The sequence below is a fragment of the Halovulum sp. GXIMD14794 genome, assembly GCF_054457455.1.
Map to the genome: position 1 here is coordinate 373,747 of NZ_JBTLNF010000005.1, position 19,446 is coordinate 393,192.

Sequence of the window (19,446 nt, forward strand, 5' to 3'; positions counted from 1 at the left end):
CCGCTCAGCGGCCTTCGAACTTCGGCGCGCGTTTCTCGACGAAGGCCAGTACGCCTTCGATGAAGTCGCGGGTCTTGCCCGCCTCGCCCTGCAGATGCGCCTCGAGGTCCAACTGCTGGTCGAGCGTGTTGCCATAGCTTTCGCGGATCGCCTGCTTGATACGCCGGAGCGTCTCGGTCGGGCCTTGGGCCAGTTGCGCCGCGCGGGCACGGATCGTGGCGTCGAAGGCGTCATCGTCGACGGCTTCCCAGATCATACCCCACGCCTCGGCCTTCTCGGCGGAGATGCGATCGGCAAACAGCGCGGCCCCCATGGCCCGTGCAAAGCCTACCTGGCGCGGCAGCCAGTAGGTTCCGCCCGCGTCCGGGATGAGGCCGATGCGCGCGAAGGCCTGGATGAAAACCGCCGACTTTTTGGCGATCACCACATCAGCCGCCAGCGCGAGGTTGGCCCCTGCCCCCGCCGCCGCGCCGTTGACCGCCGAGATCACCGGGATCGGGCAGTTATAGATCGCCTTGAGCATCGGCTCGTATTCCTCGCGCAGCGTACGCTCGATATCGAGGTCCGCCATGCTGCGCTGGTCGCCAAGGTCCTGTCCCGAGCAGAAGGCGTCTCCCGTACCGGTCAGCACCAGCGCACGGGCCTGTTCGGGGGCGTGACGGACGGCGTGCAGAATCTCGGCCCGCATCTGCGGGTTGAGGCCGTTCTTCACCTGCGGCCGGTTGAAGGTGATGGTGGCGACGCCGTCGGCCACGTCGAAGAAAATGGTCTTGTAGTCGCTCACGCCCGGCCCTCCGAATTGTTGCCGCGACCCTAGCCGGGCCGCGCGCGCGATGGGAAGGCGAAACGTGGCGTCAGGGTGCCGCCGGGTCTATTCTCCGTCCTTGAGCAGCGCGTCGAGCCGCGCCTGCTCGTCAGGGCTGAGCGGCCGGTCCGGGCGGCTGCCTTCCGGCACGTCCGAAGGCCTGGCACGGCGTCGGACGAAAGCCACGGCCACGCCGCCGCCGAGCAGCAGTAGCGCCGGTCCCGCCAGCCAGAGCGCGGCGTTCCCGGCGGTGAAGCGTGGCTTCAGCAGGACATATTCGCCGTACCGGTCGACGAGGAAGGACAGCACCTCGTCGTCGCTGTCGCCTTCCACCAGTCGCTCGCGCACCAGGATACGCAGATCGCGCGCGAGGTCGGCGTTCGACTCGTCGATGCTCTCGTTGCGGCAGACGAGGCAGCGGATTTCCTTGCTGAGTTCCCGGGCGCGGGCCTCGAGCGCTGGGTCGGCCAGCACCTCGTCGGGCTGCACCGCTTGCGCGGGCAGCGCCATCAGCATCAGGCATAGGGTCAGGACCAGTCTCATTCCGCAGGCACCGCCTTGGCCGATGGACGCACCGCCGCACCAAGACGGTAGCGGCGGTCGGACAGGCTCAAGAGGCCGCCGAGCGACATGATCGCGACCGCCGCCCAGATCCAGTTCGCGAAGGGCTTGATGAAGGTACGCACCACCCAGCCGCCGTCTGCCTGCTGCTCGCCGATCACCACATAGACGTCGCGGGTGAAGCCGAGGTCGATCCCCGCCTCGGTCGTCGGGAAGCGCTGGACCGGGTAGAAGCGCTTCTCGGGCGTCAGCGTGGCGAGTTGCCGTCCGTCTTGAGCAAGTCCGATGAAGGCCATGTCCGAGGTGTAGTTCGGCCCCTCGATCCGCTCGACGCTCTCCAGCGTCAGGTCGTAGCCCGCGAAGGCGAAGCTCTCGCCGGGCTGGACGACGCGGATATCCTCCTGCTCCCAGGCGGTGATGGCGGCGGCGGCGAAGACCAGCACGCCCAGGCCCACATGCGCGACCGCCTTGCCCCAATCCGCGCGCGGAAGGTTGCCGAGGCGGCGCAGAACCTCGCCCAGACCGGCCTTGCCGAAGCGCGCGCGCTGGCCGAGGTCGGCGAGCGCGCCCAGGAAGATCCAGGCGGCCAGCACCGCACCGATGGGCGCGAGCATCCGCCCGCCCGTCTGCAGCGACCAGACCAGCGCGCCAAGCGCGACGCTCAGCGCCAGTGGCCCCCAGAGCGGTTTCATCGCCTTGTCCAGCTTCGCGCGTTTCCAGGGCAGCAGCGCGCCCAGCGGCAGGATCATCGCCAGCGCAACCATGAACGGCGTGAACGAGATGTTGAAGAACGGCGGCCCGACCGAGAGCTTGCGGCCGTTGATCATCTCGGCAACCAGCGGCCAGATCGTGCCGACGAAAACCACCAGCGTCGCTACCACCAGCAGCAGATTGTTCATCACCAGCGCGCTTTCACGGCTGACTAGCGAGAACACCGAGTCGGATCGCAGCGAGTTGGCCCTGAAGGCGTAAAGCGTCAGCGCGCCGCCGATGAAAAAGGCGAGGATCAGCAAAATGAACACGCCGCGCGTCGGGTCGTTGGCAAAAGCATGGACCGAGGTGATGACGCCAGAGCGCACGATGAACGTGCCGATCAGCGAGAAGCTGAAGGCAAGAATCGCCAGCAGGATGGTCCAGCTTTTCAGCGTGTTGCGCTTCTCGACCACGATGGCCGAATGCAGCAGCGCCGCGCCGATCAGCCAGGGCATGAAGCTGGCGTTCTCGACCGGATCCCAGAACCACCAGCCGCCCCAGCCAAGCTCGTAATAGGCCCACCACGAGCCGAGCCCGATGCCGATGGTCAGGAACACCCAGGCCGCCAGCGTCCACGGCCGCACCCAGCGTGCCCAGGCCGGATCGACCCGCCCGTCGATCAGTGCGGCAATGGCGAAGGAGAACGCCATCGAAAGGCCCACATAGCCGAGGTAGAGGAACGGCGGATGGAAGGCGAGGCCCGGGTCCTGCAGCAGCGGGTTCAGGTCGTTTCCGTCGAAAGGCGGGAAGGCCAGCCGCTCGAACGGGTTCGAGGTGAACAGCAGGAAGGCCAGGAAGGCGACCGCGATGCTGGCCTGCACCGACAGCACCAGCGCCTTGAGCCGGTCGGGCAGCGCCCTACCCCACAGCGCCACCGCGCCGCCGAACAGCGTCAGGATCAGCACCCAGAGCAGCAGCGAGCCCTCGTGGTTCCCCCAGGTTCCCGAGATCTTGTAGATCATCGGCTTGGCGGAATGAGAGTTGTTCGCCACCAGCGCGACCGAGAAATCCGAGGTAACGAAGGCCCAGGTGAGGCACGCGAAGCTGAGACTGACCAGCGCCGCCTGCAGCAGCGCAGCCGGGACGGCGACCGCCATCCAGTTCCGCCAGCCCTTAAGTGCGCCTGTCATCGGCACCGCCATCTGCACGATGGCGACCATGAAGGCCAGGATGACAGCGAGATGTCCGAGTTCCGCGTTCATGGGCTCCCCTTTCGGGAGCAGGATATTTGAGCGCGGCGAAAGGTTCAAAGTCGCATTTGTCGCGCTCACGCGCGCGTCAGCGGCCCGCCTCACGCGGGCCGCCATTTGTCACTGGCGCGCGCGCCACTCGGCCAACGCCGGATTCGGCTCCGGCGCCTGGGCCGGAGCTTCTTCCGACAGGCTCCGCAACTGCGCCATTGCATCCACCGTGCGTGTCACCGCCGCCGGGTCGGTCGTCGCGCGGTTGCCCCGATAGTGATGCAACTCCCGTGCGCCGAAGTAGAAGCTGACGATCGCGCCCAGCAGCCACCAGAGCGGCTCGGGCACCAGCGCCAGCCCCTGCATCCGCACGCCGAAGGCCACCGGGTCGGCCATGGCGAAGGCGAAAAGGCCCAGCGTCCCCAGCGCCATCGCCGGTCGCGGCAGGCGGTTGAGTGCATCCACCAGCCCGTCGAAGAAGCCGTCACGCGGGCTGGAGAACTCGGTTCCCAATTGCTCGAGGCTCGCAACATGCTCGGCGTGCTCCTGCCGGGCGCGCTCGGTGCGATTGGCGACGAAGACCTCGGCGGTGTCCTTCAGCGCGGGAACCAGGCCCAGCATCTGAATCAGCCCCATGCCGCCACCCGCGCGCGGTGCTGCGCGTCGCTCAGGTGGAACCGGGAGGAGATGAACTCCTCGGCCCGCGCGATCCAGCCGCCCTTTCCGCCGTCGCGGCGCCGCGCGTACTTGCGCGATGCTGGGCGGTTGTCGGCCAGCGAATAGTAATAGTTCCGACGCGCGATCCCGTAAGCGTCAATCAGGTAGTCGCCCGCCTTGGCCCAGGCCCGCGCGGTGGCGGCGGCGGTCATCGGCCCCAATGCACCGTCGACGGCGACCGGTTCGCCGAATTCGGCCAGCAGGCGCTGCAGCATCTTCACCGCATTGGCCCCGGCGTTGACATACATGTCGAACACCGTCGCCTGCAGCGCGCTCGGCAGGCGCGAGATGCCGGGTTTCTCGAAATAGTGGGTCTTGAAGATGGCAACCGCCTGATCGACGGTCAGCCGCTGCACATCGGCGGCGTCCACGTCGCCGTCGCGGTCCAGGTCCAGGCCAAGGCGGCGCATCGTGTGCACCGTGACCCCGTATTTCGTCGCCCCGCCCGGATCATCGGGGTCGTTCACATAGCCACCTTCACGCGCAACGATCGCACGCGCGATGGCATCGACGCTCTGCATCGGCCAGCTCCTCATGATGACGATTTCAGGAAAATCGCCAACAGATTAACAGGCCGGGGTTCAGGTTTCGTTAAGGCTCAGCTGCCGTCCGGCTGTTCAGCCGGATCGCGATAAACACCCTGTTCCTTCAGGCTATCGACCACCTCGCGCGGCATGTAGGTCTCGTCATGCTTGGCCAGCACCTCGGTCGCGACGAAGACGCCGTTCTCGATGGTGCCGGTCACGACGGTGCCCTGCCCCTCCTCGAAGAGGTCAGGCATGATGCCGGTGAACTCCACCGGGTAGTCGGCGTTGAGGTCGGTTACGAGGAAACGGTGCACCTGTCCCCGTTCCCAGCTGCCTTCCTTGACCAGACCGCCAAGACGGAAACGCTCGCCCGGTCGGGGCGGCTCGGTGGCGATGTCGGACGGCGAGCGGAAGAACTCGAACGCATCGCGCCCGGCATAGATCACCAAGGCGCTGGCGGCGGCGAGCAATGCCGCACCGACGAGGATCAGGCGGACGCGGCGCTTTTTCTTCAGACCAGCCATGGCGCACTCACGGGAACAGCGGGGCTGCCTCCAGCCCCAGGGTTTCGGGAAGGCCCAGCATCAGGTTGGCGTTCTGGATCGCCTGCCCCGACGCGCCTTTCACCAGGTTGTCGAGCGTCGAGAACACGATCGCCCGACCGGGACGGCGGTCGGCCACCACGCCGATGTGCGCGTGGTTCGAGCCGCGCACGTGCCGCGTCGCCGGTGCCTCGCCGAAGGGCAGCACCGTGACGAAGGGCTCGTTCGCATAGGCCACGGAATGGGCGGCGTGGATCTCCTGCGGGGCGCCCTTCACGTAGACCGTCGCTAGGATGCCCCGGTTCTGCGGCAGCAGGTGCGGCACGAACGTCGGGCTGACAGGACGCCCGGCGGCCTTTGAGAACTCCTGCTCGAACTCGGCGATGTGCCGGTGCCGCGCGATGTTGTAGGCGTGCATACCCTCCGAGACCTCGGCGTGCAGCGTGCCTTCCTTGGGCGCCCGGCCCGCGCCCGAGACACCGGTGGCGAGGTTGATGATGATTTCGTCCGGGTCGATCACGCCCGCCTTCAGCAGCGGCGTCACCGCCAACTGGCCGGTAATCGCGTTGCAGCCGGTGCCCGCGACCAGCCGCGCGGCCTTGATGTCCTCGCGGTAGAACTCGGTAAGGCCGTAGACGGCTTCTTCCTGCAGATCGAGCGCAAGGTGGTCGTGGCCGTACCATTCCTTGTAGGCCTCGGGATCGTCCAGCCGGAAGTCGGCGGACAGGTCCACGATCTTCTTGTTGCGCGGCAGGGCCGAGATGACCTCCTGCGTTGTCGCGTGCGGCAGCGCGCAGAAATAGAGGTCCACGTCCGCGGGATCGACCTCATCGATCTTGACCAGCCTGGGCAGATCCAGGTGACGCAGGTGCGGGAAGACGGCGGACATCTCCTCACCCGCGCGGCGCTCGGCGGTCATGGCGGTGATACGCATGCCGGGATGCGTCGCGATCAGGCGGACAAGCTCCGCCCCCGTGTAGCCGCTTGCCCCGAGGATCGCGATCCGCGCCTTTTCCATGCCTGAACTCCGTGTGTTACGCCGACTTCAGATAGTCCTTTCCGGCGTCTTGCGCAATTCACGCGCGCTGGAACGGAAGGTCGCGGCCCAATAGCCGTTTCGCCGCCGACGAGACAGCCAGCGGATCACCCGTTGTCAGGTACCTGCTACCACCCGCCGACGCGAATTGCGGGTGACGACCGAGGTAATCGCCCAGGCTGGCCGCCACGAGGTCACCCTGGCTAAGGATCCGCGTGCCCGGCGGCAGAGCCTTGGCAAACGCGTCCCGGGCCAGCGGGTAATGCGTGCAGCCCAGCCCCACGACCTGGGGGGCAGACATCCCCGCCAGCAGCCATTCGACAGCGCGGGTGACGACCGCTTCGGCCCCATCCGCGTCACCGGCCTCGAGCGCGTCGACAAGGCCCGGACACGGCACCTCAAGAACGCGGGCACCGTGGGCGCGCAGGACCAGTTCGCGGGTGAAAGCGCCGCTCTGGACCGTGGCGGGGGTGGCAAAAAGCGCGATATCCCTGACCGGCGACGGGATCGCCGGGCCGCGCAGCGCCCAGGGCCGCGCGATCACCGACTCGATCATCGGCACGAACACCCCCAGCACGCGGCGGTCGGCGGGTACCCAGAACTCCTGCATCTGCCGCAGCGCGACCGCCGAGGCGGTATTGCAGGCCAGGATGACCAGCTTGCAGCCCTCGTCGAACAGGGTCGCACAAGCCTTTACAGTCAAATCGAAAATCTCACCCGGGGGGCGCACGCCGTAGGGCGCGTTGGCGTTGTCGCCCAGATAGACGAAGGACTGCCCCGGCAGCGCGGCCTGGAGTCGGCCGAGGATGGTAAGACCGCCGAGGCCGCTGTCGAAAACTCCGATCGGCATGGATCAGGGAAACTCGAAACCGTAGCCGTAGTCCTTGAGTGGCTCGGGGCTCAACCCATAGGTCTTCATGCGAAGGTAATCCATCATCCCCTTGGGATCGCTTGCGTATTTCGACAGCTCTTCCGCAGGCAGCGGCTTGCCGATGACCACCGGAACCTTTTCCCCGACGCGGGATTTGAACTGGTTGATCAGCAGCGCCATGCGCAGCGTGAAATGAACATGGCTCGCGATCTGGAACATGCGGCTGTTGTGCCCATCGAAATAGACCGGCACCACCTGCGCCCCGGATTTCGCGATCAGCTTGGCGGTAAAGCGCCGCCAACTGGGGTCCATCGGCCGCCCAAAGGGCTTGAGCGCGGTCGAAACCGTCCCGCCCGGAAAGATCCCGACGCAGCCGCCCTCGGCCAGGTAGGAAATGGCGGTCTTGCGGGTCTCGAGATTGACCTGCATCGCCTCTTTCGTTTCGTCGAAGCTGATCGGCAGGATGACTTTTTCCAGCTCGGTGGCCTTCCGGAATACCTGATGGGCGAGAATGCGGAAGTCTCCACGGGTTGTGGACAGGATGTACCCCAGCATCAGGCCGTCGAGAATGCCGTACGGGTGGTTCGAGATCACCACCAGCGGACCGGTCTTCGGGATGTTGTCCAGCGAGCCACCGCGCACATCCAGGCCGAGCCCGTAACGGCGCACCATAACCTGCCAGAAGTCCGCGCCGGCCCCGACCTCGTGCTCGTAGCCGCGCGCCATGCGGATCAGGCTGATCCGTCCGGTCAGGTTCTCGGTCAGGCGGATCAGTCCCCGCCCCGCCTTTGTCTGGGCTGAATGGGCGTAGCTGATCTCGCGAGTCGCTCGTGCGGACTTGCGCATCCGTCTCCTCTCCTCGTCCGGTTCATATTGGGTCCGGGTCCGGGCATTGTCCAGCGACCGCGACGCAGCGGCGGCCGCGTTTCACTGGTTCACGAACTTGTTGCACCGCGTCAACCGCGCCTGCCTTGACCATTTCGCCGCTGCGGACAAGATCATGTCCCATGAACGATCAGTCCAACATTCCCGTTCCGCCGCTTGCACCTGGCAAGTTCCAGAACCCGCTTTTCACGGCGGACGGACAGCAGCGCGCCTCGGTGGCGCTGACCGACCCCCAGACCCTGTGGTTCAACACCGGGACGCTGTGCAACATCACGTGCACGAACTGCTACATCGAAAGCTCGCCGACCAACGACCGACTGGAGTACATCACCGCCGACGAGGTCTGGGACTATCTGCGCCAGATCGACGACCGCAAGTGGCCGGTGCGCGAGATCGGCTTCACCGGCGGCGAGCCGTTCATGAACCCGCAGATCATCGAGATCCTGCGACGCTCGCTCGAAGCGGGGTTCGAGGTCCTAGTCCTGACGAACGCGATGCAGCCGATGATGCGCCCCCGCATCCGCGAGGGGCTCGAGCAGTTGCGCATCGCCCACGGCGACCGGCTGACGCTACGCATCTCGCTGGATCACCATGACCCGGCGATGCATGACGAGATCCGGGGCAAGGGCGCGTTCGAACGCAGCCTCAAAGGCATGCGCTGGCTACGCGATACGCAGATCAGAATGGCTGTGGCCGCCCGCACCCTCTGGGGCGAGCCCGAGGCCGACGCCCGCGCCGGGTTCGCGGAACTCTTCGCCCGCGAATGCTTCGACATCGATCCGTTCAACCCTGCGCAGACCGTGCTTTTCCCCGAAATGGACGAACGCGTTGACGTGCCCGAGATCACCACTGCTTGCTGGGGCATTCTCGACAAAAGCCCGGATGCGATGATGTGCGCCTCGTCGCGGATGGTGGTCAAACGCAAGGGTGCCGAGACACCGGCAGTGCTGGCGTGCACCCTGCTGCCCTATAGTCCCGAATTCGAGCTTGGCGCCACGCTTGCCGAGGCCGAGGGCCCGGTGCAGCTAAACCATCCTCATTGCGCCAAGTTCTGCGTTCTGGGCGGCGCAAGCTGCAGCGGCTGAGCCTTCCGGCTCAGGCCGCCGTCCGCGACTGCAGCGCGTCGTTCAGCACGGCGCGCACGAGGCCCAGATCCGCGTTCCGCTCGACATAGGCCGCGCCGATACCGCGCGCGAGGATGAAGGTCAGGCGTCCGTCCTGCACCTTCTTGTCCTGGCCCATCAGCGCCAGCAGCGCCTCCGCTCCCGGCAGGTCGCCCGGAATGTCCGCAAGATCGGTCTTCATTCCCATCGCCCTCAGGTGCGCGCGGACCCGCGACGGGTCCTCCTGACTGCATAGTCCCATTCGCGCCGAGACCTCGAAGGCCAGCGCGCAGCCAACTGCGACGCCCTCGCCGTGCAGCAGCCGGTCCGAATACCCGGTCGCAGCCTCCAGCGCGTGGCAGAACGTGTGCCCGAGGTTCAGCAGCGCCCTGTCGCCCTGCTCGGTCTCGTCGCGCAGCACGATCTCGGCCTTCATCTTGCAGGAATGCTCGACCGCCCGCAGGCGCGCCTCGGCGTCGCCGGCCTTCAGAGCGGGCCCCGCGCCTTCCAGCCATTCGAAGAAATGCGCATCGCCCAGCAGGCCATACTTCACCACTTCACCATAGCCGGCGAGGAAATCGCGTTCGGGCAGCGTCTCGAGCACGCCGATATCGGCCAGCACCAGCTTCGGCTGGTGGAACGCACCGATCAGGTTCTTGCCCTGCGGTGCGTTGATCCCGGTCTTGCCCCCAACCGAGCTGTCGACCTGCGCAAGCAGCGACGTCGGAACCTGAACGAAGTCCACGCCCCGGCGCAGGATCGCGGCGGCGAACCCGGCAAGGTCGCCGATCACCCCGCCGCCAAGCGCCACCACAAGATCGCGTCGCTCCGCCTTGCTTTCCAGCAGCCACTCGACCGCGCGCTCCAACTGACGCCAGCCTTTGGTCGCCTCGCCCGGCGGCAGGGCCAGCGACTCGACAAGGATCCCTTCCGCGGCACAGGCAGTGCGGAACCGGTCGAGGTGCTTCGCCGCCACCGTCTCATCGGTCAGCACGAACACCCGCTTTCGGTTCAGATACGGAGAGATCTCGGCCCCCGCGCTATCGATCAGGCCGCCGCCGATGCGGATCGGGTAGGCCCGTCCGGGCAGGTCCACGTTCACGGTTCTGACGGTCATCAGGAGGGGCCTTTCTCCAGCACCGGGGGCGCATCGGGATGTGAGAGGTCATGGGCCCGGATCCCCTCGAGGATCCGCCGGGCCATCTGTTCATGGGTGACGCCGGACTTCGACTGCACCCGGACGTCGGCCAGCGCGTAGACAGGGCCGCGCTTGTCCAGCAGATCCGAAAGCACCTTGCGCGGCTCGGGCTGCTGCAGGAGCGGTCGCGTGGGCCGGTCCTTGACCCGCTGCCAGAGCGTCTCGAGATCGGCGTCGAGCCAGACCGAGACAGCCCGCTCGGCGATCTCGCGGCGCAGCTTCTCGGACATGAACGCGCCACCGCCGGTGGCAAGCACACCGGGATCGCTGCCCAACAGACGGCTTATGACGCGGGCCTCGCCCTCGCGGAAATAGGGTTCGCCGAATTTCTCGAAGATCTCGCGGACCTCGAGACCGGCGGCGGCCTCGATCTCGTGGTCGGAATCGCGGAACGGCACGCCGAGCATCGTCGCCAACCGCTTGCCCACGCTGGTCTTGCCCGCCCCCATCAATCCGACCAGCACGATCGGCCGGTTCAGCGTGACGGTGATCTGGCGGTCTGTCGTGGCGGTCAACGGGCGCATCTTTCCTGTCGGTCGGCGATTGATGTAACCCGAAGGGCGGGGTAGATTCCATAGCGAAACGAGGCGTGTCAGACGTCCGGAAATCCAAAGAGGCAGGCAGCGAAACGATGAAACGCGTCTTCAAGTATCTCGCCTACCTGGTGGCCCTGGGCGCGATCGTCCTTGTCGCCTATGCCCAGCTTGCGCCCCCGCCCGCCCCGGTGGAGCGGGTGGTCGTCCCCGTGAGCCCGCCGGCGGAGTAGACATGCAACGTCCTCTTGCAGCGGTCCTTGTTCTCGGGTTGGCCGCCGCCGGCCCCGCTCTCGCACAGCAGGCCGATCCGCGCAGCGCGATCCCTTGGCTTTCCGACGTGATCAACACCGGCTCGGACGCGGGCCTGCCCGATCTGCCGGGCCGCCCGGGCCTGCCCACGGTCCGCCCGTTCGATCCCGGCGAGATCGAGGTGCACGCGCTCGACGACCTTCCCCGCAACGGTATCGGCGTACTGGCGCCCGAGACCGCTGGCCTTCCGCGCGACCTCTGGGGCGGTGCCTCGGCGCAACGCGTGCGTCGACTGATCTCGGATTACGTGCCCGGCGGCGTGCCCGCCGCACGCAACCTCGGCCACGCGCTCCTGCTGGTCGAAAGCGAGCCGCCTGCAGGTTCGGGCAGCGACACGCGCGTTCTGCTTGCGCGGATCGACGCGCTGATGGCTGCGGGGCGCCTCGACGAGGCGCAACAACTGGTCGACGCTGCGGGTGTCACCGACCCCGAGCTGTTTCGCCGTGCCTTCGACATCGGCCTGCTGACCGGCCAGGTGGACGATGACTGCGAACGGCTTCGCGACTCGCCGGCGCTGTCGCCGACGCTTCCGGCGCGCGTCTACTGCCTCGCGCGGCTGGGTGACTGGTCCGCAGCCGCGCTGACACTGAGCCTTGCGCGCGAAGTCGGCGGGATCTCGCCGGAGCAGGAAATGGCCCTGGCCTGGTTCCTCGACCCTCCTGCATTCGAGGGCAGCCCGCCCCCGGCAGCGCCCGAGCCGCTGACGACGCTCGACTATGTCGTGCGGGAGGCGGTCGCCCTGCCCCGCCCCAGCCACGCGCTGCCGCTGGCGTTCATCGTGCCGGATGCCTCGGACGACAGCCCGCTGAAGATGCGGATCACCGCCCGTGAGCGCCTGACCCGCGAGGGCGCCATGGCCCCTGCCCGGCTGTTCGAGGCCTATCGCGCCGGAACCCCCGCCGCCTCGGGCGGCGTCTGGGAGCGTGCCAAGGCCGTCCAGACGCTCGACCGCGCCTTTGCACTGGGCGACCCGGCCGAAATCGCGCCCGCGCTGGCCGAGGCCGACCTGATGCTCTCTGACGTGGGCCTGCGCCCGGCCCTTGCCAGAACCTATGCGCGGCAGTTGAAGGCGCAGCAGCCCGCCGACTACGGCGCGGCACTGCGCGTAGAGGTCGGAGCATTGCTGATGCTGGCCGGCGAGCACGCCGCGGCAGGGCCTTGGTTCCCCGACAGCAACGATATCACCAGCCGCTACTTGCTTGCGCTGGCCAGCGGCGTGACCGACCTGCCCGACACCCCGGCGCTGGCGCCGCTCAAGGCCGCGGTCTCAAGCGGACTGACCGCGACCGAGCCGCCGACCGAAGATGCGCTCCAGATCAGCCGCCTGATCGACCGTGGATTCATCGGCGAGGGCCTCTTGCGCGCCCTCGCGCTGCTGGAGCCCGGCCCCGAGATTGACCCGGGCGACCTGACCGCCGCGCTCTACCTGCTGCGCGCGATGGGGCTGGAGGATGTCGCCCGGCAGGTCGCCGCCGAAACGCTGCTGCTGCTGCCGCAGGCATGAGCACGCACCCCTGGACCGGCCCATTCCTCGAGGCGCTTCAGGTCGAGCGGAACGCGGCGCGCGCGACACTCGAAAACTATGCCCGCGACCTGCACGACTTTGCCGGGCATATCGAGCGCGCCGGCGGCACCGTCGACAGCGCCAGCCGCAGCCAGATCGAAGACTATCTGACCGCGCTGGAACTCGACGGCCGCGCCGCCAGCACACGCGCCCGTAGGCTTTCGGCGCTCAAGGGTTTCTACCGGTTTGCCTTCACCGAGGGCTTTCGCAACGACGATCCCGCCGCGCTGATCCCCGGTCCCCGTCAGGGCAGGAAACTGCCCGGCACGCTCTCCGAAGATGACGTGGACTCGCTGCTCGACGCAGCCGCTCAAACCGGGCGCACCGAGGATGACCGCATCCGCAACCGCTGCCTGATGGAGCTACTCTACGCCACCGGCCTGCGGGTAAGCGAGTTGGTCTCGCTGCCGGTTGCCGCCGCGCGGGGGGATCCGCGCATGCTGCTGGTGCGCGGCAAAGGCGGGCGCGAGCGCATGGTACCGCTGTCGGATCCGGCCCGGCAGGCACTGGCGGACTGGCTGAGGGCGCGCGACGCCGCCGAGGACGAGGCCGCACAGAAGGGCCGCCCCGCCTCGGCCTTCCTGTTCCCGTCTCGCTCCAAGGCCGGGCACATGACCCGCACCCAGTTCTTTCTGCTGGTCAAACAGTTTGCCGCGACAGCGGGAATCGCACAGGACTCTGTCTCGCCGCACACGCTGCGCCATGCCTTCGCAACGCACCTGCTTGCGAATGGCGCAGACCTGCGGTCGATCCAGGCGCTGCTGGGTCATGCGGACGTCGCGACGACCGAGATCTACACCCACGTCCTCGAAGAGCGGCTGAAACAGATCGTGCTCGAGACCCACCCGCTGGCGAAACCCTAGCGGCGCAGATCGGGCGGCAGGACGTCCTCGGAGGGCCACCAGCCCTCTGTCAGCGCGGCGTGATAGCCCTGCATGAGGCCCGCCGCCTCCATCGCGGCGCGGGCAGCGGAATGATCGTAGGAGAGCTTCCGCACCTCTACACGGCCCTTGGTGTCGATCAAAGCGAACCGCGTCTCGGGCGCGCCATCATGCGGCGGCATCCCGATCACCCCCGCGTTGATCCGATCCCCCGCCCCGACTTCCCGCACGAAGGGCACGCCGCTGTGCCCGGAAATCACCCGGTCGACCGGCCCGGCAATGGCCTCGACCGCCGCCCATTCGTCGGCAAGCTCGACGTCCGGGGTCGTGGGCCACAGGAACCGGTTGTTCGCGGTCCCGCCGCCGTGCACCACAGCGCAGCGACGCCCGGCATGGTGGAAGACCAGCACATCCGGCAAACCGCGCATCCAGTCGCGGTTCTCCTCCGAGAGCGCGGCATCCGCATGCGCGTACCAGCCCCGCGACAGCAGATCACAGGCCGAGCCATCGTCGAAACCGCAGCCGCAATCGCTCTGCCCGGCACCAAGCTGCACCTCGCAATTGCCCGCGACCACCAGGCAGCCGAGTGCCCGGATCCGCGCGACCACCGCTTCGGGATCGGCGGCATAAGCCACGACATCGCCAGTGCAGACCATCCGCTCGGGCGGTATCCCAAGGGCATCTGCGCACGCAATCAGCGCCTCAGTCGCCTGCAGATTGGAGTAGGGGCCGCCGAAGATCAGCACCTCACCGGATAGCGCACCGATGTCGCGGATGGTGTCCATCACGTAAGCGCCTTCTTGCAAGTGAGCCACGCGCCCCCATAACTACGGTCAGACATTAACTTCGCAAGGGCTGCCCTGATGGATACCGAGATCGTGACCGAAACCGCTGCCGCGGGCTGGGATGCCGCGCTGTGGCTGACGGTGGCGGCGGTGCTGGCCCTGCTGATGCTCTCGGCCTTCTTCTCGGGCTCCGAGACCGCGCTGACCGCCGCCTCGCGCGGCAAGCTGCACGGCATGGCGGACAAGGGCCACCGGGGCGCGATCCGGGCTCTGAAGCTGACCGAGGATAACGAGCGGCTGATCGGCTCGGTCCTGCTGGGCAACAACATGGTCAACATCCTCGCGACCTCGCTCGCGACTTCGGCCCTGACGGTGCTGTTCGGGGAAAGTGGCGTCGCGGTGGCGACACTGGTTATGACCGCGCTAGTGCTGATCTTTGCCGAAGTCATGCCCAAGACCTATGCGATCACGAACGCCGAAACCGCCGCCACGCGGGTCGCCCCGATCATCAGTGTCGTGGTGCGGGTGTTCTCGCCGATCGTGAACGCGGTCCGCTGGCTGGTCCGCGCGATCCTCGGCCTGATGGGCGTCAAGACCGATCCCGGCGCCAGCGTGCTTGCCGCGCAGGAGGAGATCGCCGGTGCCATTGCCCTTCACCACTCGGAAGGCGCGGTGGAGCGCGAGGATCGCGACCGCCTGCTGGGCGCACTCGACCTCGGCCAGCGCGAGGTCGAGGAGATCATGCTGCATCGCCAGTCGATCGAGATGATCGACGCCGATGCGCCACCCAAGGACATCCTGGCGAAATGCCTCGAGTCCACCTACACCCGCCTGCCCGTCTACAAGGACGAGCCCGAGAACATCGTCGGGGTGATACACGCCAAGGACCTGCTGCGCGCGGTCAACGCGATCCTCAACACCGGCGAGGGCGGGCTGGAGATGCTCGAGAACTTCGACGTCATGGACGTGGCGATGGAGCCCTATTTCGTCCCCGAGACGACGACGCTCGACGACCAGATGCGCGAGTTTCTGCGCCGCCGGACGCACTTCGCGCTGGTGGTCGACGAATACGGCGCGCTGCGCGGTCTGATCACGCTCGAGGACATTCTCGAGGAAATCGTCGGCGAGATTTCGGACGAGCACGACGAAGAAGAACAGACCCTGACGCCCGAGAGTGACGGCTCGGTGCTGATCGACGGCGGGATGACGATCCGCGATCTCAATCGCGCCTGCGACTGGTCGCTGCCCGACGAGGAGGCCAACACCGTCGCCGGGCTGGTGATCCACGAAGCGCAGACGATCCCGACCGAAGGCCAGAGCTTCACCTTCCACGGTTTCCGCTTCCAGGTCGTCTCGCGGGAACGGAACCGTCTGACCCAGTTGCGCGTTCGGAAAATATGACGGGACTTGAACCCTTCACGCCTCTGCCCCGGCCCTTGGACGACAAGGGCCGGCCAAGAACCGTGGGCGCCGAACTGGAGTTCGGCGGGCTGCCGCCCGCCCAGGCGGCACAAGTGGTGGCCGAGGTGCTGGGGGGGCAGCCGATGCCGGACGGACCGGATCTGTACGAGGTGACGGACACCGGGCTGGGCACCTTCAAGATCGAACTCGACACCGCGCTCAAGGCCGACGGCAGCGATCTGGAGAAACTTGGCCGCAGCATGGCCCGCCCGGTTATCCCTGTGGAACTGGTCTGCCCGCCCGTCGAAGTCGAGGACCTGCACCGGATCGACGCGCTCGCGCGGGCATTGGCCGACGCGGGTGCCGAGGGTACAAAGGCATCCGCGCTTTACGCCTACGGGATGCACTACAACATCTCCTGCGTCTCGCTGGAACCGGAGTACCTGTGGCGGGTGATGAGCGCATTCGCCTACCTGGAAGACTACCTCCGCGAGGGCTCCGGCATCGACTTCAGCCGCCGCGCCCTGCCGTTCGTGGACCCCTACCCCCGCGCCTTCGTCGACGCGCTGGCCGAAGGAGAGGTGCCCGTGGACGGCGCAGCGCTAGCCCGGCTCTACCTGGCGTACAACCCGACGCGCAACAGGGCGCTCGACATGACCGTGATCCTTGCGATGGAGCACCGCGGACAGCTGGATCGCGCGCTTGGCCCGGACCAGAAGGTCAACCCGCGCCCCACCTTCCATTTCCGTCTGCCTGACTGCCGCCTGGACGAGCCTGGCTGGACAATGGCTCAGGACTGGAACCGCTGGGTGCTGGTCGAGCGCGTCGCCGAGGACGAGGCCCTTCTGGAGCAGTTGGCCGCCGACTGGCGCCACCACCGTCACAGCTGGACCACGCTGCGCGGCGACTGGGCGCCAAGCGTGGCGCAGCGCCTGGAGGAGGCCGGACTGTGAACGGAGGGACGGATCGCGGCCGAAACCGTCCGCTGATCGGCGTGACCACCTCGGCCCGTAGTGGCTGGCGGATCTTCCCGGCCATCGCCACGTCGGTTCTGCTGGCGGGCGGGCGCGCGGTATGGTGGCGCGTGGGCCGCCCCGCCGACATCCGCGACGTCGACGGGCTGATCGTCGGCGGCGGCGACGACATTTCCGCCGACCTTTACGGCGGCAGGCTGATGCCCGAGGCCCGGGTAGATCCCGAGCGGGACGCATTGGAACGCCGCCTGGTCGAGGACGCCCGCGAACACCGTCGCCCGGTTCTGGGCATCTGCCGCGGCGCGCAGATGATGAACGTGGCGCTCGGCGGCTCGCTGCACCAGGATATCTACGAAGTCTACGCGGACGCCCAGCGTCACTGGACCGTACTGCCACGCAAGACCGTCCGTATCGTCGAGGCCTCGCGGCTGTCGCGCATATCGGGCCACGAGACCATGCGGGTGAACGCGCTGCACACGCAGTCGGTCGACCGGCTTGGGGACGGGTTGCGGATCGCCGCCTGCGAGCCCTCGGGCGTGGTGCAGGCGGTGGAGTGCACCGGCGAGGTCTTCTATCTCGGCGTCCAGTGGCACCCGGAGCATCTGGTCTATGCGCGCCGGCAGCGGCGGATCTTTCGGGCACTGGTCGAAGCCGCGCGTGCCCGCTCGGAAGATCGGGCGCAGACGCCTGCAGTGGAGGCGATGGAACCCATCTGATCGGGCCTTGTGCTCCGGGCCGCCGCCGGATGCCTCCGGCGGGGATATTTGGAGAACGTGGAAAGCGGGCACCCTTGTCGCAGGCGCCGCTCGCGGATCAGCGGCCGCGGAATAGGCTGCCGAGGACGCCGCGGATGAACTTCTTGCCCGAGCGGGAAGTCGCGGTGCGGACCACCTCACGCATCAACACATCGCCGAGGCCGTCCGAGCTCGAGCGGCTACTGCGGGACGAGGACCGGCTGTTTCCGCCGGAATAGCGGCGGCCGGCATTGTATTCCCGTGTCTCGGCCAATTTTTTGGCGTCTGCGGCCTTCTCGGCGGCTTCGGCCTCTGCGGCGGCCTCTTCGGCGCGGCGTTGCAGGATCTCGTAAGCCGAGTCGTGGTCCACGGCGGTGTCGTAGCGGCCTGCCACGGGTGAGGCTTGCATCACCGCCTTGCGCTCGGCAGCGCTCGCCGGGCCGAGGCGCGAGGACGGCGGGCGGATCAGCACCCGCTCGACGACACCGGGTACGCCTTTCTTCTGGAGCGTCGAGACCAGCGCCTCGCCGACGCCGACCTCGCGGATCGCGGTCTCGGTGTCGAAGGCAGGGTTCGGCCGGAAAGTCGAGGCGGCGGCGCGCAGCGCCTTCTGATCGCGCGGCGTGAACGCCCGCAGCGCGTGCTGGACCCGGTTGCCGAGCTGGCCGAGAATATCCTCGGGCACGTCATCCGGGTTCTGGGTCACGAAATAGACCCCGACCCCCTTGGAACGGATCAGCCGGGCCACCTGCTCGACCTTGTCGACCAGCGCCTTGGGCGCATCGTCGAACAGCAGGTGCGCTTCGTCGAAGAAGAAGACGAACTTCGGCTTGTCCGGATCGCCCACCTCGGGCAACTCCTCGAAAAGCTCGGACAGAAGCCACAGCAGGAAAGTCGCGTAGAGCCGCGGCGACTGCATCAGCCGGTCCGATGCCAGGATATTGACGCGCCCGCGCCCATCGGCCTCGGTCGCGATCATGTCGGAGAGCGCCAGCGCAGGCTCGCCGAAGAGCCCGGCACCGCCCTGGTTCTCGAGCACCACCAGTCGCCGCTGAATCGCACCGATCGAGGCGCTCGAGATATTGCCCCACGTCAGCGAGAGCTCCTTGGCGTTCTCGCCCAGCCAGACGAGCAGCGCACGGAGGTCCTTGAGGTCGACCAGCGCGAGCCCCTCTTCGTCGGCCATGCGGAAGGCGATGTTGAGCACGCCCTCCTGCGCCTCGGTCAGTTCCATCAGCCGCGACAGCAACAATGGGCCCATTTCCGAGATCGTGGTGCGGACCGGGTGGCCGGCTTCGCCGAAGACATCCCAGAAGACTACCGGGAACGCGGTGGAGTCATAGGGATCGAGGCCGATGGTCGCGGCGCGCTTGTGCAGCGCCTCGTGGAGCTTGTCCTCGGCGCTGCCGGGCACGCAGAGCCCCGAAAGATCGCCCTTCACATCCGCCAGGAACACCGGCACCCCGGCGGCCGAGAACGCCTCGGCCATGATCTGCAGGGTCACCGTCTTGCCGGTCCCGGTGGCGCCGGCGATCAATCCGTGACGGTTGGCGTATTTCAGCGCAAGGCCCTGCGCCGTGTTCTGCTCGGGCCCGCCTCCGCCCAGAAAGATCGACTCGGTCTCGCTCATGTCCTGCCCCGCTCACGTTTTGTGTCGATTGATACATACGTGGTTAACCCTTGTGGTGCAGTATGTACCTGCGAACGGACGTTCAGCGTCAACTCGCTTTTCCTCCCTGTTGGACCTACCGCACCCTTTGGGTGCGGTTTTTTTGTGCAATTTCACGTGTTTCAGGCACTCGTGCACGCATGACGAGAAAGCGTGCAGATTTTTTGTTGAGGCCTGTTGACGCAGTCAAAGGCTTTGCCTAGCGTTGCCCACATAAGTCGGCCGGTCCGACAGGGAGAACAGCTGCTTGCAGCGGAAAGGCATCCTTCGGGATGCCTTTTTCAACGTCCGAAGCCTCCCCTTTTCCGCCCGGTCGAACCGGGCAAGGCTGCCGAAAGGCGCTCTGTGGGCGCTGGCCGTTGACAGACTTCGCAATAGCTGACACCTCGCCCACAGGCACACGAAGGGAGATGC

At 67.2% G+C, this 19,446-nt stretch carries 20 protein-coding genes; 7 read left to right on the forward strand and 13 right to left on the reverse strand.

The features are described 5' to 3' along the window. Positions 1-4: 4 nt before the first annotated feature. The 9 genes from ACW9UR_RS13575 to ACW9UR_RS13615 form a co-directional block, all read right to left on the reverse strand. Positions 5-784 (reverse strand): enoyl-CoA hydratase-related protein, encoded by a 780-nt coding sequence (locus tag ACW9UR_RS13575; RefSeq protein ID WP_458917532.1) that lies wholly within the window; start codon positions 782-784, stop codon positions 5-7. 87 nt (positions 785-871) lie between these two features. Then, positions 872-1,348: a cytochrome c-type biogenesis protein gene (locus tag ACW9UR_RS13580; RefSeq protein ID WP_458917533.1), complete on the reverse strand. Its 477-nt coding sequence runs from the start codon at positions 1,346-1,348 to the stop codon at positions 872-874. Next, the gene (locus ACW9UR_RS13585; RefSeq protein ID WP_458917534.1) at positions 1,345-3,321 is read right to left on the reverse strand and encodes a heme lyase CcmF/NrfE family subunit; all 1,977 of its coding nucleotides are present in this window, start codon (positions 3,319-3,321) and stop codon (positions 1,345-1,347) included. Before ACW9UR_RS13585 ends, ACW9UR_RS13580 begins: the two co-directional genes overlap by 4 nt. 108 nt (positions 3,322-3,429) lie before the next feature. Further along, positions 3,430-3,936 (reverse strand): holin family protein, encoded by a 507-nt coding sequence (locus ACW9UR_RS13590; protein WP_458917535.1) that lies wholly within the window; start codon positions 3,934-3,936, stop codon positions 3,430-3,432. Further along, positions 3,927-4,538 (reverse strand): holin-associated N-acetylmuramidase, encoded by a 612-nt coding sequence (locus tag ACW9UR_RS13595; protein ID WP_458917536.1) that lies wholly within the window; start codon positions 4,536-4,538, stop codon positions 3,927-3,929. Before ACW9UR_RS13595 ends, ACW9UR_RS13590 begins: the two co-directional genes overlap by 10 nt. 77 nt (positions 4,539-4,615) lie before the next feature. Then, on the reverse strand, positions 4,616-5,068 hold the full coding sequence (gene ccmE, locus ACW9UR_RS13600) for a cytochrome c maturation protein CcmE (protein ID WP_458917537.1): 453 nt from the start codon (positions 5,066-5,068) through the stop codon (positions 4,616-4,618). Between the two features lie 7 nt (positions 5,069-5,075). After that, positions 5,076-6,104: an N-acetyl-gamma-glutamyl-phosphate reductase gene (gene argC, locus ACW9UR_RS13605; protein WP_458917538.1), complete on the reverse strand. Its 1,029-nt coding sequence runs from the start codon at positions 6,102-6,104 to the stop codon at positions 5,076-5,078. Between the two features lie 58 nt (positions 6,105-6,162). Next, complete coding sequence (locus tag ACW9UR_RS13610; RefSeq protein WP_458917539.1) at positions 6,163-6,972, reverse strand: glutamate racemase; 810 nt, start codon at positions 6,970-6,972, stop codon at positions 6,163-6,165. A 3-nt stretch (positions 6,973-6,975) separates the two neighbouring features. After that, positions 6,976-7,839, reverse strand: a complete 864-nt coding sequence (locus ACW9UR_RS13615) for a lysophospholipid acyltransferase family protein (RefSeq protein WP_458917540.1) — start codon at positions 7,837-7,839, stop codon at positions 6,976-6,978. A 161-nt stretch (positions 7,840-8,000) separates the two neighbouring features. Here ACW9UR_RS13615 and ACW9UR_RS13620 point away from each other — a divergent pair, with 161 nt between their 5' ends. Then, positions 8,001-8,963, forward strand: coding sequence for a radical SAM protein (locus ACW9UR_RS13620; protein ID WP_458917541.1), 963 nt, complete (start codon positions 8,001-8,003; stop codon positions 8,961-8,963). Between the two features lie 10 nt (positions 8,964-8,973). Here the strand turns inward: ACW9UR_RS13620 and aroB are convergent, their stop codons facing one another. Further along, positions 8,974-10,098, reverse strand: coding sequence for a 3-dehydroquinate synthase (gene aroB / locus ACW9UR_RS13625; protein WP_458917542.1), 1,125 nt, complete (start codon positions 10,096-10,098; stop codon positions 8,974-8,976). After that, positions 10,098-10,703 carry a shikimate kinase gene (locus ACW9UR_RS13630; protein ID WP_458917543.1) on the reverse strand — a complete coding sequence of 202 codons (606 nt, stop codon included), beginning with the start codon at positions 10,701-10,703 and terminating at the stop codon, positions 10,098-10,100. Before ACW9UR_RS13630 ends, aroB begins: the two co-directional genes overlap by 1 nt. A 65-nt stretch (positions 10,704-10,768) precedes the next feature. On the opposite strand from ACW9UR_RS13630, the gene ACW9UR_RS13635 reads away from it, so the two are divergent. The 3 genes from ACW9UR_RS13635 to ACW9UR_RS13645 are packed head-to-tail and all read left to right on the forward strand — an operon-like array spanning position 10,769 to position 13,451. Continuing rightward, positions 10,769-10,945, forward strand: a complete 177-nt coding sequence (locus ACW9UR_RS13635) for a hypothetical protein (RefSeq protein WP_458917544.1) — start codon at positions 10,769-10,771, stop codon at positions 10,943-10,945. 2 nt (positions 10,946-10,947) lie between these two features. After that, positions 10,948-12,528, forward strand: coding sequence for a hypothetical protein (locus ACW9UR_RS13640; protein WP_458917545.1), 1,581 nt, complete (start codon positions 10,948-10,950; stop codon positions 12,526-12,528). Then, on the forward strand, positions 12,525-13,451 hold the full coding sequence (locus tag ACW9UR_RS13645; RefSeq protein ID WP_458917546.1) for a site-specific tyrosine recombinase XerD: 927 nt from the start codon (positions 12,525-12,527) through the stop codon (positions 13,449-13,451). Before ACW9UR_RS13640 ends, ACW9UR_RS13645 begins: the two co-directional genes overlap by 4 nt. Here the strand turns inward: ACW9UR_RS13645 and ACW9UR_RS13650 are convergent. After that, positions 13,448-14,254 (reverse strand): metallophosphoesterase family protein, encoded by an 807-nt coding sequence (locus tag ACW9UR_RS13650; protein ID WP_458917792.1) that lies wholly within the window; start codon positions 14,252-14,254, stop codon positions 13,448-13,450. The genes ACW9UR_RS13645 and ACW9UR_RS13650 overlap by 4 nt on opposite strands. Before the next feature lie 78 nt (positions 14,255-14,332). On the opposite strand from ACW9UR_RS13650, the gene ACW9UR_RS13655 reads away from it, so the two are divergent. From ACW9UR_RS13655 to ACW9UR_RS13665, 3 genes are read left to right on the forward strand one after another with little or no spacing between them, the layout of a single operon-like run. Further along, a complete protein-coding gene (locus tag ACW9UR_RS13655; RefSeq protein WP_458917547.1) occupies positions 14,333-15,655 on the forward strand; it encodes an HlyC/CorC family transporter in 1,323 nt (440 codons plus the stop codon). Next, positions 15,652-16,608 carry an amidoligase family protein gene (locus tag ACW9UR_RS13660; protein ID WP_458917548.1) on the forward strand — a complete coding sequence of 319 codons (957 nt, stop codon included), beginning with the start codon at positions 15,652-15,654 and terminating at the stop codon, positions 16,606-16,608. Before ACW9UR_RS13655 ends, ACW9UR_RS13660 begins: the two co-directional genes overlap by 4 nt. Beyond that, the gene (locus ACW9UR_RS13665) at positions 16,605-17,345 is read left to right on the forward strand and encodes a gamma-glutamyl-gamma-aminobutyrate hydrolase family protein (RefSeq protein WP_458917549.1); all 741 of its coding nucleotides are present in this window, start codon (positions 16,605-16,607) and stop codon (positions 17,343-17,345) included. Before ACW9UR_RS13660 ends, ACW9UR_RS13665 begins: the two co-directional genes overlap by 4 nt. A gap of 97 nt (positions 17,346-17,442) precedes the next feature. Here ACW9UR_RS13665 and ACW9UR_RS13670 read toward each other — a convergent pair whose 3' ends face one another. After that, positions 17,443-18,993 carry a helicase HerA-like domain-containing protein gene (locus ACW9UR_RS13670; protein WP_458917550.1) on the reverse strand — a complete coding sequence of 517 codons (1,551 nt, stop codon included), beginning with the start codon at positions 18,991-18,993 and terminating at the stop codon, positions 17,443-17,445. Positions 18,994-19,446: the final 453 nt, after the last annotated feature.